Source organism: Pseudomonas sp. KCJK8993 (assembly GCF_046230915.1).
Taxonomy (GTDB): Bacteria; Pseudomonadota; Gammaproteobacteria; order Pseudomonadales; family Pseudomonadaceae; genus Aquipseudomonas; species Aquipseudomonas piscis.
Genome location: NZ_JBJJLO010000064.1, coordinates 24,154 through 36,563 on the forward strand (window position 1 = coordinate 24,154; position 12,410 = coordinate 36,563).

Annotated in this window: 13 protein-coding genes; 2 read left to right on the forward strand and 11 right to left on the reverse strand. The window is 60.9% G+C overall.

Annotated features, from left to right (window positions below; all coding sequences use genetic code 11):
* Positions 1–51: 51 nt before the first annotated feature.
* Positions 52–924 (forward strand): pirin family protein, encoded by an 873-nt coding sequence (locus ACK6AU_RS19545; protein ID WP_409300805.1) that lies wholly within the window; start codon positions 52–54, stop codon positions 922–924.
* Between the two features lie 53 nt (positions 925–977).
* On the opposite strand, the gene ACK6AU_RS19550 is transcribed toward ACK6AU_RS19545, so the two are convergent.
* The 4 genes from ACK6AU_RS19550 to ACK6AU_RS19565 all read right to left on the reverse strand — a co-directional run bounded on the left by ACK6AU_RS19550 (position 978) and on the right by ACK6AU_RS19565 (position 4,692).
* Entirely contained in the window at positions 978–1,706 is a 729-nt protein-coding gene (locus ACK6AU_RS19550) for a dienelactone hydrolase family protein (RefSeq protein WP_409300807.1), read from the reverse strand.
* A 74-nt stretch (positions 1,707–1,780) separates the two neighbouring features.
* Entirely contained in the window at positions 1,781–3,685 is a 1,905-nt protein-coding gene (gene htpG, locus ACK6AU_RS19555) for a molecular chaperone HtpG (RefSeq protein WP_409300809.1), read from the reverse strand.
* A gap of 90 nt (positions 3,686–3,775) precedes the next feature.
* Complete coding sequence (locus ACK6AU_RS19560; protein WP_409300811.1) at positions 3,776–4,228, reverse strand: PaaI family thioesterase; 453 nt, start codon at positions 4,226–4,228, stop codon at positions 3,776–3,778.
* Positions 4,225–4,692, reverse strand: coding sequence for a PaaI family thioesterase (locus ACK6AU_RS19565; RefSeq protein WP_185700661.1), 468 nt, complete (start codon positions 4,690–4,692; stop codon positions 4,225–4,227). Before ACK6AU_RS19565 ends, ACK6AU_RS19560 begins: the two co-directional genes overlap by 4 nt.
* Positions 4,693–4,849: 157 nt before the next feature.
* Here ACK6AU_RS19565 and ACK6AU_RS19570 point away from each other — a divergent pair, with 157 nt between their 5' ends.
* A complete protein-coding gene (locus ACK6AU_RS19570; RefSeq protein ID WP_185700662.1) occupies positions 4,850–5,101 on the forward strand; it encodes a hypothetical protein in 252 nt (83 codons plus the stop codon).
* A 114-nt stretch (positions 5,102–5,215) separates the two neighbouring features.
* Here the strand turns inward: ACK6AU_RS19570 and ACK6AU_RS19575 are convergent, their stop codons facing one another.
* From ACK6AU_RS19575 to ACK6AU_RS19605, 7 genes are all read right to left on the reverse strand, one after another.
* The gene (locus tag ACK6AU_RS19575; RefSeq protein WP_409300814.1) at positions 5,216–5,689 is read right to left on the reverse strand and encodes a hypothetical protein; all 474 of its coding nucleotides are present in this window, start codon (positions 5,687–5,689) and stop codon (positions 5,216–5,218) included.
* A gap of 47 nt (positions 5,690–5,736) precedes the next feature.
* Positions 5,737–6,474 (reverse strand): DUF599 domain-containing protein, encoded by a 738-nt coding sequence (locus ACK6AU_RS19580; RefSeq protein WP_185700664.1) that lies wholly within the window; start codon positions 6,472–6,474, stop codon positions 5,737–5,739.
* A 167-nt stretch (positions 6,475–6,641) separates the two neighbouring features.
* The gene (gene brnQ / locus ACK6AU_RS19585; protein ID WP_185700665.1) at positions 6,642–7,955 is read right to left on the reverse strand and encodes a branched-chain amino acid transport system II carrier protein; all 1,314 of its coding nucleotides are present in this window, start codon (positions 7,953–7,955) and stop codon (positions 6,642–6,644) included.
* Between the two features lie 352 nt (positions 7,956–8,307).
* Positions 8,308–9,189, reverse strand: a complete 882-nt coding sequence (gene sucD, locus ACK6AU_RS19590) for a succinate--CoA ligase subunit alpha (RefSeq protein ID WP_022643108.1) — start codon at positions 9,187–9,189, stop codon at positions 8,308–8,310.
* On the reverse strand, positions 9,189–10,355 hold the full coding sequence (sucC, locus tag ACK6AU_RS19595; protein ID WP_022643107.1) for an ADP-forming succinate--CoA ligase subunit beta: 1,167 nt from the start codon (positions 10,353–10,355) through the stop codon (positions 9,189–9,191). The genes sucD and sucC overlap by 1 nt, the downstream gene beginning before the upstream one ends.
* Before the next feature lie 229 nt (positions 10,356–10,584).
* Positions 10,585–12,021: a dihydrolipoyl dehydrogenase gene (gene lpdA / locus ACK6AU_RS19600; RefSeq protein WP_085597244.1), complete on the reverse strand. Its 1,437-nt coding sequence runs from the start codon at positions 12,019–12,021 to the stop codon at positions 10,585–10,587.
* Positions 12,022–12,120: 99 nt separating this feature from the next.
* Positions 12,121–12,410, reverse strand: a 290-nt coding sequence (locus ACK6AU_RS19605) for a 2-oxo acid dehydrogenase subunit E2 (protein ID WP_409300817.1), incomplete at its 5' end; no start/stop codon positions are given.

Genomic DNA, 12,410 nt, shown 5'->3' on the forward strand with positions numbered 1-12,410 from the left:
GGGCAAGCGGGTTATGCTCCCGGGCATAACCCGACCAGCCTGGAGCCCGCCATGAATTTCCCCCTCGTGATCCGTCCCCGTGCCGAGGACGTCGAAGGCCAGCCCATCCTCCGCCCCCTGCCCTCGGCGCAATGCCGCAGCGTCGGGCCTTTCGTGTTCTTCGACCACATGCTGGAAACCACCTATCCGGCGGGCCAGGGCATGAACATCCGCCAGCATCCGCATATCGGCCTGTCCACCCTGACCTACTTGTTCAGCGGGCAGATCCAGCACAAGGATAGCCTGGGCTCGGATCAGGTCGTGGAGGCCGGGGACGTCAGCTGGATGACCGCCGGCAGCGCCATCGCCCACGTCGAGCGCACGCCACCGGCGCAACTGGACCGGGAGCGGCGCATGCATGGGCTGCAGGTATGGCTGGCTTCACCCCGGGAGCAGGAACAGGGGCCGGGGCACTATAGCCATCACCCCGCCGCCAGCCTGCCGGTGAACGACAACCTCGGCGTGAGCATCCGCATGATCGCCGGCCATGGCTTCTGCCTGGAGTCGCCAGTGCCGGTACTGTCACCGACCCTGTACGCCGAACTGCAGCTGCAAACCGCCACCAGCCTGCTGATTCCTACCGAGCATCAGGAACGGGCACTGTACGTGCTGGCAGGCGAGGCCCAGCTGGATGGCCAGCCGGTGGAGCTGAATGCGCTGGTGATCCTGCCGGAAGGCGAAACCGCGACCCTGTTCGCCGAAAGCGATTGCCATGCGGTGTTGATCGGTGGCGCGCCCCTGGATGGGCCACGCCGCATCAACTGGAACTTCGTCGCCAGCGATCCGGCCCTGATCGACGAGGCCCGCCGACGCTGGGCGGCCGGGGACTGGCCGCAGGTCCCGGGAGAAAGCGAGCGGATCGAGCTGCCACCTGGCAAACGCTGAGCCCCCTGCCCGCCACGGCCGATGGACGGGTCGCGGCGGGCGCAGGACGGCTGTCAGCCCTGGAACACTTCTTCGAGCAGGTGATGCATGGTGGCGAAGGCCCGGCTGGAGATCTTGGCGTCGTACATCATCTTGCCCGGCACATTGGCATGGGTATCGGTGAAGGAATGCACCGCGCCACCGTAGCTCACCAGTTGCCAGTCCACCCCGGCGGCATCCATCTCCGCCTCGAAAGCCGGCAGTTGCTCCTTGGCCACGAACGGATCGGCCGCCCCATGCAGCACCAACACAGCGCCCTTGATATTGCGCGCATCGGCGGGCTCGGGAGTGTCCAGGGTGCCGTGGAAAGACACTGCCGCCTTCACCGGCGCGCCGCTACGGGCCAGCTCCAGGGCACAGCAGCCACCGAAGCAGAAACCGAAGGTCGCCAGCTTCGAGGTGTCGACTGCCGCCTCCCCCTGAGCCTGCAAGGCCGCGAACGAGGCCTGCATGCGCTGGCGCAGCAGCGCCCGGTCATCCTTCAACGGGGTCATCGCCGCCCCCGCTTCGTTGAAGTCACGAGGCCTCAGCGCCTGCCCGTAGAGATCGGCGACCAGCACCACATAACCCTTGGCAGCGACAGCCTCGGCGATCTTCTCCGCGCCGGCGGTAACCCCCATCCAGTTCGGCGCCATCAGCAGGCCCGGGCGAGCGCCCTTGTGGGCGGCATCGAAGGCCAGGCGCCCTTCATAGGGTTGCCCATCGATCTGATACACCACGGAACGCACAGTGATTTGACTCATGATTCAGCTCCTCCAGTAAAGGGACACCAGAATGAAAAAACCCGCCGTTAGGGCGGGTTTTTCCTGCTACTTGCTTAAACCGACAGCTCGACCAGGAGCTTGTTCAACCGGCGGACATAAGCCGCCGGGTCTTTCAAGCTATCACCGGCCGCCAGCGCCGCCTGGTCGAAGAGGATGTGCGACAGGTCGCCAAAACGCTCTTCGCTCTGCTCACCGTCGAGTTTCTCGATCAACGGGTGGCTTGGGTTGAATTCGAAGATCGGCTTGGAGTCCGGCACCTTCTGCCCGCTCGCCTCGAGGATCTGGCGCATCTGCAGGCCCAGGTCCTGCTCGCCGATCGCCAGGATCGCCGGCGAATCGGTCAGGCGGTGGGAAACCCGCACTTCGCTGACGCTCTCGCCCAGGGCGGTCTTGATCCGCTCCACCAGGCCTTCCTTGCTCTTGGCGACTTCCTCGGCGGCCTTCTTGTCTTCTTCGGAGTCCAGGTTGCCCAGGTCCAGGTCACCACGCGCCACGTCGACAAAGCTCTTGCCGTCGAACTCGTTGAGGTAGCTCATCAGCCACTCGTCGATCCGGTCGGTGAGCAGCAGCACTTCGATGCCTTTCTTGCGGAAGACTTCCAGGTGCGGGCTGTTCTTGACCTGGGCGTAGGATTCGCCGGTGAGGAAGTAGATCTTGTCCTGGCCTTCCTTGGCACGCGCCAGGTACTCGGCCAAGGCAACATTCTGCTCGCCGTCGTCGCCCTGGGTGGAAGCGAAGCGCAGCAGGCCGGCGATCTTTTCCTTGTTGGCGAAGTCTTCGGCCGGGCCTTCCTTCATCACCTGGCCGAAGTTCTTCCAGAAGCCCTTGTATTGCTCAGGCTCGTTCTTCGCCAGTTTTTCCAGCATGTCCAGCACGCGCTTGGTCAGCGCCGACTTCATGGAATCGATGATCGGGTCTTTCTGCAGGATTTCCCGCGACACGTTCAGCGACAGGTCGTTGGAGTCCACCACGCCCTTGATGAAGCGCAGGTACAGCGGCAGGAACGACTCGGCCTGGTCCATCACGAACACGCGCTGCACGTACAGCTTCAGGCCTTTCGGCGCTTCGCGCTGGTATAGGTCGAACGGCGCGCGGGCCGGTACGTAGAGCAGCGAGCTGTATTCCAGCTTGCCTTCGACCTTGTTGTGGCTCCAGCTCAGCGGGTTCTCGAAATCGTGGGCGATGTGCTTGTAGAACTCCTGGTATTCCTCGTCCTTGATCTCGGTACGCGGACGGGTCCACAGGGCGCTGGCACGGTTGACGGTTTCCCACTCCAGCGCCGGCTGCTCTTCGCCTTCGGCAGCCGCGGCTTCCTTGGGCAGTTCGATTGGCAGGGCGATGTGGTCGGAGTACTTCTTGATGATGTTGCGCAGGCGCCAGCCGTCGGCGAATTCGTCTTCGCCGGACTTCAGGTGCAGGACGATGCGGGTGCCGCGCTCGACCTTGTCGATGGTGGCGACTTCGAACTCGCCTTCACCCTTGGAGGACCAGTGCACGCCTTCGCTGGCAGCGAGGCCGGCACGGCGGCTGAACACGTCGACCTGGTCGGCGACGATGAACGCGGAATAGAACCCGACGCCGAACTGGCCGATCAGGTGCGAATCCTTCTTCTGGTCGCCGGTGAGGTTCTTCATGAAATCGGCGGTGCCGGACTTGGCGATCGTACCCAGGTGGGTGATCACATCGTCACGGCTCATGCCGATGCCGTTGTCTTCGAGAGTGACGGTCTTGGCGTCCTTGTCGAAGCTCACGCGGATTTTCAGTTCGGCGCCACCTTCCAGCAACTCGGGCTTGGACAGGGCTTCAAAACGCAACTTGTCGACCGCGTCGGAGGCGTTCGAGATGAGCTCGCGCAGGAAGATTTCCTTGTTGGAATACAACGAATGGATCATGAGGTGCAGCAGTTGCTTCACCTCGGTCTGGAAGCCCAGGGTTTCCTTTTGAGTTTCCACACTCATGGTCATCAAACTCCAATCAGATGGCATTGGCCGCACTCCGGGAGCGGTGAGCGGCGGGATGACATGAAAGTGGGGATCACTCGGCAGATTTCAAGAGCCGGTCCGATCCTGGATCTTGAAATGTGCACGAGCGGTGGCGATCGGCTCGTCGGCAGTGCTCTGCCACGCCGTAATCGCGACATTGGCCACCCGCCGCCCCTGGCGGCATACCTGGCAACGGGCGAAGGTGTCGCGAAAGCGCCCGGCGCTCAGGTAGTCCAGGGAAAAGTCGATGATCTTCGGCACCTCGGGAGAACCGGTGAAGATCAACAAGTGCAGGGCTGCCGCCAATTCCATGAAACCGGCGATTACCCCGCCATGCAGCGCCGGCAACAAGGGATTGCCGATGTTGTCCTTGTTGGCCGGCAGGCGAAACAGCAGCTCATCGCCCAGGCGCGAGCACTCGATACCGATCAACGCGGCGTAGGGAATGCGCTGCAGCAAAGCTGCGTAATCGCCCTGGCGGTGGGCCTGCTCCAGCAGGGTCTTGAGATCCTCGCTCATGGCCGCTCCCCCTTCCTGGCAGCGGAGGCACCCGGCAAGCCCTTGCCCATGCGCATGAAAGTTCCTACCACATGGGCCAGCGGATGCTCGGGATCGTCCTGGTAGGCAAAACCGCGGGTGAAGATCACATCGGTGGTGACCCTGTAACACTGGGCAAACCCGTGCACGGCCTGATGCGGTTGCGCCGGGTGCATATAGTCTATGCGTAGGTCCAGGGTCGGACACACCTCGAACTCCGGCAGTACACAAAGGGTGGCCAGGCCGCAGGCGGTGTCCATCAGCGTGGTCAAGGCCCCGCCATGGATGACCCCGCTCTGGGGGTCGCCAACGATTTGCGGGCTATAGGGCAAGGTCAGGGTCAGCCCCTCGGGGGAGGCGCTATGGACGCCGATACCCAGTACTTGGCAATGGCGCAATGCGGAAATAAAGCGTTGCGCTCGTTCGAAAATAAGATCTTGCACCATGGCGAATGCCTCTAGTTATTATCAGGAATGTGCGCTCGACAACTCTGAAAAAAGTTCCGTGACATCAATCTTTAATATATCTGCGCAGCCAAGGAACTTAACTCACAAGGTCATGATCGAACGGCCAGTAGATATCTTCACTCAGGAGAAACACCCCATGCGTAAGACTTTAGCTATTGCCCTGATGCTGACCGCTTCCCTCGGTCTGGCTGCCTGCGACAAGAAATCCGAGGACAAAGCTCAAGATGCCAATCAACACGCTGAGCAAGCTCAACAGAAAATGAACGAAGCTCAGGATAAAGTGAACGAAGCGGCGAAAGAAAACGCCGAAGCAGCCAAAGATCAGGCTGAATCCAACAAGGCCGCTGTTGAAGAAAGCGCCAAGGAAGCAGCCCCCAAGACCAACTAATTCGGTCTTAGCGCAACACAGAACAAAGCCCGCCAAGTGCGGGCTTTGTTCTGTGCGCAAACAGCGCCAATACAACGCTGCTTAGTTACCGGTTAAGCAACTAAGCAGCGCGGCTCAGGAGCCTGGGCTCTGGAACACTTCATCCGGGCGCGGTTCGGCTTGCAGCACACTGGACGCCATGGAAGGGTTCTGCGCCGCAGGCAGCGCATAGCGCAAGGCACTGGAAGCAGGCAACAAGCTGATGGGAAAGTCATAGTTGGCGGTAAAGGGCGCCACCCATTGGCGAGTCTGGTAATCCGCCGCGGCAATACGCATGGGGCAAGGGTGCGGGGTGTCCCGTGGCGAGCGACCGGCCAGCAGCATCACCCATTCCCAATCCATTGCCGGATCAAGCTGGAAACTGCCGTCCTCAGCGGTGAGGAACTCCCCGCCACACAAGGTGCCCCTGGCACCGGCGATCGGCAGGCCGCTCAATGCATCCACCACCCGGCCCCGCGCTTCACCATTGAGATACAGGGTTTGCATCCGGCAGCCCGACAACAGCAAGAACGACCAGCACAAATACTTCAGGACACGTGAACGGCTCATTGACCACTTCCTTTTAACCGGGCAACAAGTCACTCAGCCCTCACCGCTCACACGGGATCTTTGCCGCTATCGACCAGAGGGGGTTCCGTCGGGGTATAAACCATGACCTCAAGTACGTCGGAATGAAACTCCCGGCGATACAGGACAAACACCACCCCCGCACTCATCAGCATGAATAGCCAGGGACTGACGAACCAGGCCAGCATGCTCATGCCGAAATAATAGGAACGCAAACCAAAGTTGAACTGGTTGGCCGCCATGGAGATCACCCGCGCGGCGCGGGAGGCAAAGGCCTTGCGCTCCTGTTCGGACACATGCCGTTCGCCGATCATCGGCGCCGACCCCACCAGCACCGCGGCGAAGTTGTACTGGCGCATGCACCAGCTGAAGGTGAAGAAGGCATAGACGAACACCAGCGCCAGGCACAGCAGCTTGATCTCTGACATGCCCTGGGATGCCTGCTGGACCATGGGAATGTCCGCCAGCAGCGAGACCGCGCGCTCCGATGCTCCCAGCACAGTGATGATGCCGGCCAGGATGATCAGGGTACTGGAGGCGAAGAACGAAGCATTGCGCTCCAGGTTACCGATCACACTGGCATCGGCGATGCGGTTATCCCGCAACAGCATGCGGCGCATCCAGTCTTCGCGATACAGGTGCAGGACGCTGGCCAGGCAAGGTGTGTCGCGGCCTTTCCAGGTGGCGTAGCGGGTATACCCGCCCCAGCAGACGATGAACCAGAGGGCGGCCAATAGGTGGATCTGGTTGGCTTGGATGAACGACATGCAAATTCCTGTAGGCATTGGCGGAGGCTAGGAGCATTGTTTCGACGCCCCGCCGGAGAAAAAGGCACCGCGCAAGGCCCATGAAAAATGCCCCGTATCGATGGATACGGGGCATTTTTCATCAGCGCTGGCCGGCCGCTCATGACGGCCGGCGGGCTCAGCTCAAATCAAGCCAGGGCTTCGCTGGGCTTGCCCAGCAGGCGATCGCAGACCACGGCCAGCGCCAGGACGATCACCGAAGGCACCAGCCAGGCCAGGCCCTGCTCGCTCAGCGGCAGGTGGGACAGTTGGCTGGGAATGAGACCGGCAAACGCGGTGCCCTTGATGGCGTCGATCAAGCCGAAGATGAACGATACCAGCATCACCGGGCCGACGATGCGGCGCTGATCCTGCCAGAAGTCCTTGCAGAAGCTCAGGGCCACCAGGACGATGCATGGCGGATAGATGGCGGTCAGCACCGGGATCGAGAATGCGATCAGCTTGGTCAGGCCCAGGTTCGACACCACCAGCGAGAAGCCCGCGAGGATCACTACCAGGGTCTTGTAGGACAGCGGCAAGACCCGGCTGAAATATTCGGCACAGGCACAAGTCAGGCCGACGGCGGTCACCAGGCACGCCAGGGAGATCAGCACCGCGAGGAAACCACTGCCCAGTGAACCGAAGGTGTGCTGCACATAGGCATGCAACACTGCCGCGCCGTTGGTGGCACCGACGGCCACTTCATGGCTACCAGAGCCCAGGCGGAACAGGCTGACGTAGACCAGCGCCAGGCCAACACCGGCAATCAGGCCGGCGATCACCGCATAACGGGTGATCAGCCGCGGCGACTCCACCCCACGGGAACGGATGGCGTTGACGATGACGATGCCGAACACCAGCGCGCCCAGGGTATCCATGGTCAGGTAGCCATTGATGAAGCCTTGGGAGAACGGCGCCGCTACGTATTCCGGAGTGGCCTGGCCAATGCCACCTGCCGGCAGGGCGAAGGCTGCAATGCCCAGGACCGCCAGGGCGATGATCTTCAGCGGGGCCAGGAAACGCCCGACGGTATCCAGCAGGCGTCCCGGGTACAGGGAGATGAAGAACACCAGCAGGAAGTAGGCGGTGCTGTAGAGCGCCAGCGCCAGCGGGCTTTCGCCAGTCAGCGGGGCCAAGCCTACTTCGAAGGATACGGTGGCCGTGCGCGGGGTGGCGAACAACGGGCCCACGGCCAGGTAGCTCACTGCCGCCAACAGGCCGCCGGCGACCTTGCCGATGGGGCTGCTCAGGGAGTCCATGGCACCGCCGACCTTGGCCAGGGCCACCACGGTGATCACTGGCAGGCCGACCGCGGTGATCAGGAAGCCCAGCGCCGCCATCCAGACATTAGGTCCGGACTGCAAGCCGACGATAGGCGGGAAGATGATGTTGCCGGCCCCGACGAAGAGGGCGAAGGTCATGAATCCGAGCGCCAGGATGTCCTGGCCTTTCAACACTTTCATTAAGGAAATACCACACTACTGAATCGGAATTTAGAGAGGGATTTCCCTTTGGGGTGAGGGAAATGCTGTCAATCCGTATAGGACTGACCCGTTTAGCGTGCCGCAGCCTTGTGGGTAGCAAACACATCAAAGAGGCAGCTAGCGTAACGAATCTGTAAGACGAACGCACCGCCGCGGTGCGAATTTTCTTATATGCGACATCGCAAATGTCGCTTTTTTGAAACTATATTTCCGCGGGTATTAATCCCCTCCTCGCTCCAGCTCCGGCCCTGGGCTGCTGGCGGGTCGCAGAAAGCACAAAGGCCACCCGAAGGTGGCCTTTGTCAGCAGGGCTGCAAGCTAAGCGAGAGGCTTACTTGACAGTCCAGCCAGTCAGCTCGGCCAGGGCCTTGCCGATGTCTGCCAGCGAACGCACGGTTTTCACGCCAGCGTCTTGCAGGGCAGCGAACTTCTCGTCCGCAGTGCCTTTGCCGCCGGAGATGATCGCACCTGCGTGGCCCATGCGCTTGCCCGGAGGAGCAGTCACACCAGCGATGTAGGAAACAACCGGCTTGGTCACGTTGGCCTTGATGTAGGCAGCCGCTTCTTCTTCAGCCGAACCGCCGATCTCGCCGATCATCACGATCGCCTCGGTCTTCGGGTCTTCCTGGAACAGCTTCAGGATGTCGATGAAGTTGGAGCCTGGAATCGGGTCACCACCGATGCCGACGCAGGTGGACTGGCCGAAACCGGCGTCAGTGGTCTGCTTGACGGCTTCATAGGTCAGGGTGCCGGAACGGGAAACGATACCGACCTTGCCTGGCAAGTGAATGTGACCTGGCATGATGCCGATCTTGCATTCGCCCGGAGTGATCACGCCTGGGCAGTTAGGGCCGATCAGGGTCACGCCCAGTTCGTCGCACTTAACTTTAGCGTCCAGCATGTCCAGGGTAGGGATGCCTTCGGTGATGCAGACGATCAGCTTGATGCCGCCGAAAGCCGCTTCCAGGATCGAGTCCTTGCAGAAAGGAGCTGGAACGTAGATCACGCTGGCGGTGGCGCCAGTGGCAGCTACAGCGTCCTTGACGGTGTTGAACACCGGCAGGCCCAGGTGCTCGGTGCCGCCTTTGCCTGGGGTTACGCCACCGACCATCTGGGTGCCGTATTCGATGGCTTGCTGGGTGTGGAAGCTACCCTGCGAACCGGTGATACCTTGGCAGATAACCTTGGTGTCTTTATTGATCAGGACGCTCATTATTTGCCCTCCGCAGCTTTGACAACTTGTTGAGCAGCGTCGGTCAGGCTGGTAGCAGCGATGATGTTCAGGCCGCTTTCTGCCAGTACTTTAGCGCCCAGTTCAGCGTTGTTGCCTTCGAGGCGAACAACAACCGGGATTTTCACGCCGACTTCTTTCACGGCGCCGATGATGCCTTCGGCAATCATGTCGCAGCGAACGATGCCGCCGAAGATGTTGACCAGTACTGCAGCGACGTTGGCGTCGGACAGGATGATCTTGAAGGCTTCGGTCACGCGCTCTTTGGTAGCACCACCACCTACGTCGAGGAAGTTGGCTGGCTTGCCGCCGTGCAGGTTGACGATGTCCATGGTGCCCATGGCCAGGCCAGCACCGTTGACCATGCAACCGATGTTGCCGTCCAGGGCTACGTAGTTCAGTTCGAACTTGGCAGCGTGAGCTTCGCGCGGATCGTCCTGGGACGGATCGTGGAAGGTCTTCAGCTTAGGCTGGCGGTACATGGCGTTGGCGTCGATGTTGATCTTCGCGTCCAGGCAGTGCAGATCGCCGTCGGCCTTGATGACCAGTGGGTTCACTTCCAGCAGGGCCAGATCGTGATCCTGGAACAGTTTGGCCAGACCTACGAAGATCTTGGCGAACTGGGCAACTTGCTTGCCTTCCAGACCCAGCTGGAATGCCAGCTCGCGACCCTGGAATGGCTGGGCGCCAACCAGTGGATCGATAGTGGCCTTGAGAATTTTTTCTGGAGTGTCGTGAGCGATCTTCTCGATGTCCACGCCACCTTCGGTGGAAGCCATGAACACGATGCGACGGCTGGAACGGTCAACGACAGCGCCCAGGTACAGCTCTTTAGCGATATCAGTGCACGATTCAACCAGGATCTTGGTGACAGGCTGGCCATTGGCGTCAGTCTGATAGGTCACCAGACGCTTGCCCAGCCACTGCTGTGCGAATGCCTTGGCGTCTTCCTTGTTGCGAACCAGCTTGACGCCGCCCGCTTTACCGCGACCACCGGCGTGAACCTGGGCTTTGACAACCCACTCGGAGCCGCCAATCTTGTCGCAAGCTTCTGCTGCTTCTTCCGGGGTGTCTACCGCGTAGCCTTTGGATACTGGCAGGCCGTATTCAGCGAACAGCTGCTTACCCTGATACTCGTGAAGATTCATGCTTTTTACCGTCTTCGTTAGGTACTGCGCATTCGGCGCTGCACTCCAGATGAGTGCCGCACCACCTGTGACCGCTACTCTCAAACCAGCGCCACACCTGGGTTCCGGAGCCTGGGCCCCGGTCCAGTGTGTGGCGCTACCCTGAGAGGTCGAGTCCAGCGGATATTCCGCGGTGAGTCTTGCGCACAAGGCTCACGACGGGCCAACCGCCGTGGTTTCTTATTATTGCTTAGCGTTTCTTGCGGTTGGCGATGTGGATGGCGGTGCCATTCACAGCCAGGGCTGCTTCGTGCAGGGCTTCGGACAGGGTCGGATGGGAGAAAACCATCATGCCCAGGTCTTCGGCGCTGGTGCCGAATTCCATGCCGATCGCACCTTGCTGAACCAGTTCCGCAGCGCTTGGGCCAATCACGTGGACGCCCAATACGCGATCAGTCTTGGCATCGGCGATGACCTTGACGAAACCGCCGGTGTCGTTGGCTGCCATGGCACGGCCGCTGGCGGCGAACGGGAAGGTGCCGACGTTAACTTCTACGCCTTCAGCTTTCAAGGCCTGCTCGGTTTTACCGACCCACGCGATTTCCGGGTGAGTATAGATAACCGAGGGGATCAGGTCGTAGTTCATCTGAGCCTTATGGCCCTTGATGCGCTCGGCGACCATGATGCCCTCTTCCGAGGCCTTGTGCGCCAGCATCATGCCGCGCACCACGTCACCGATGGCGTAGACGCCCGGTACGGTGGTGGCGCAGTGATCGTCGACGTGCACGAAACCGCGCTCGTCCAGGGTCACGCCGCAGTCGGCAGCCAGCAGATCAGTGGTCACCGGACGACGACCAACGGCAACGATCAGCTTGTCGAAAGTGATGTTCTGCTCGCCATTGGCGTCGGTGTAGGTCACCACGACTTCTTCGCCATTGACCTTGGAGCCGGTCACGCGAGCACCCAGCTTGATGTCCAGGCCTTGCTTGGTCAGGGTCTTCAGCGCTTCCTTGGAAACCGCGGTGTCAGCGGCCATCAGGAAGGTGTCCAGGGCTTCCAGGACGGTCACTTGTGCGCCCAGGCGCGACCAGACCGAACCCAGTTCCAGGCCGATGACGCCAGCGCCGATCACACCCAGGCGCTTGGGCACTGCCTGGAATTCAAGGGCGCCGGTGGAATCCACGATCACGTTCTGGTCGACCGGAGCCGGTGGAATGTCGATCGGACGCGAACCTGGAGCCAGGATCACGTTTTCGGCTTCGATCACTTCGACCGAGCCGTCAGGCTTGGTGACTTCGACCTTCTTGCCGGCCAGCAGCTTGCCGTGGCCCTGGATCGAAGTGACGCCATTGGCCTTGAACAGGGTGGCGACACCGCTGGTCAGGCCTTTGACGATGTTGGCCTTGCGGCCGACCATGGCCGGTACGTCCATGCTCACGCCGGAGTGGCTGATACCGTGGATGGCAAAGCCGTCCTGGGCCTCGTGGAATTTCCAGGAACTGTCCAGCAGAGCCTTGGAAGGAATGCAACCGACGTTCAGGCAAGTACCGCCGAGGGCCAGCTTGCCCTCCTTGTCGGTGTACTTCTCGATGCAGGCAGTCGTCAGACCAAGCTGTGCGGCCTTGATGGCGGCAACATAACCACCTGGGCCCGCACCAATCACTACCACGTCGAATTTCTGAGTCATAAAAGGTTCCTTTTAGCGGCAAGCTAGAAGCTGCAAGCCATAGGCTCCAAACCACTGCCTAGAGGCAGTGGCTTGGCGCTTGCGACCTGCAACTGCTTTTTAGATGTCCAGGAGCAGACGCGCCGGGTCTTCCAGCAGATTCTTGATGGTCACCAGGAACGACACGGCTTCTTTACCGTCGATCAGGCGGTGATCGTAGGACAGTGCCAGGTACATCATCGGACGAATGACCACTTGGCCATTGATCGCCATAGGACGCTGGATGATGTTGTGCATGCCCAGGATGGCCGCTTGCGGCGGGTTGACGATCGGGGGCGACAGCATCCAACCGCAGGGACCACCCTTGGGGATGGGGGAAGAACCGCCACTCATCTCTTCCATCCCACGCC

What these genes read in the sequence shown, in the direction of transcription:
- ACK6AU_RS19545 (WP_409300805.1), top strand. Translation starts at nt 52, where the DNA reads ATGAATTTCCCCCTCGTGATCCGTCCCCGTGCCGAGGACGTCGAAGGC.
- ACK6AU_RS19550 (WP_409300807.1), bottom strand. Translation starts at nt 1,706, where the DNA reads ATGAGTCAAATCACTGTGCGTTCCGTGGTGTATCAGATCGATGGGCAA.
- htpG (WP_409300809.1), bottom strand. Translation starts at nt 3,685, where the DNA reads ATGAGTGTGGAAACTCAAAAGGAAACCCTGGGCTTCCAGACCGAGGTG.
- ACK6AU_RS19560 (WP_409300811.1), bottom strand. Translation starts at nt 4,228, where the DNA reads ATGAGCGAGGATCTCAAGACCCTGCTGGAGCAGGCCCACCGCCAGGGC.
- ACK6AU_RS19565 (WP_185700661.1), bottom strand. Translation starts at nt 4,692, where the DNA reads ATGGTGCAAGATCTTATTTTCGAACGAGCGCAACGCTTTATTTCCGCA.
- ACK6AU_RS19570 (WP_185700662.1), top strand. Translation starts at nt 4,850, where the DNA reads ATGCGTAAGACTTTAGCTATTGCCCTGATGCTGACCGCTTCCCTCGGT.
- ACK6AU_RS19575 (WP_409300814.1), bottom strand. Translation starts at nt 5,689, where the DNA reads ATGAGCCGTTCACGTGTCCTGAAGTATTTGTGCTGGTCGTTCTTGCTG.
- ACK6AU_RS19580 (WP_185700664.1), bottom strand. Translation starts at nt 6,474, where the DNA reads ATGTCGTTCATCCAAGCCAACCAGATCCACCTATTGGCCGCCCTCTGG.
- brnQ (WP_185700665.1), bottom strand. Translation starts at nt 7,955, where the DNA reads ATGAAAGTGTTGAAAGGCCAGGACATCCTGGCGCTCGGATTCATGACC.
- sucD (WP_022643108.1), bottom strand. Translation starts at nt 9,189, where the DNA reads ATGAGCGTCCTGATCAATAAAGACACCAAGGTTATCTGCCAAGGTATC.
- sucC (WP_022643107.1), bottom strand. Translation starts at nt 10,355, where the DNA reads ATGAATCTTCACGAGTATCAGGGTAAGCAGCTGTTCGCTGAATACGGC.
- lpdA (WP_085597244.1), bottom strand. Translation starts at nt 12,021, where the DNA reads ATGACTCAGAAATTCGACGTGGTAGTGATTGGTGCGGGCCCAGGTGGT.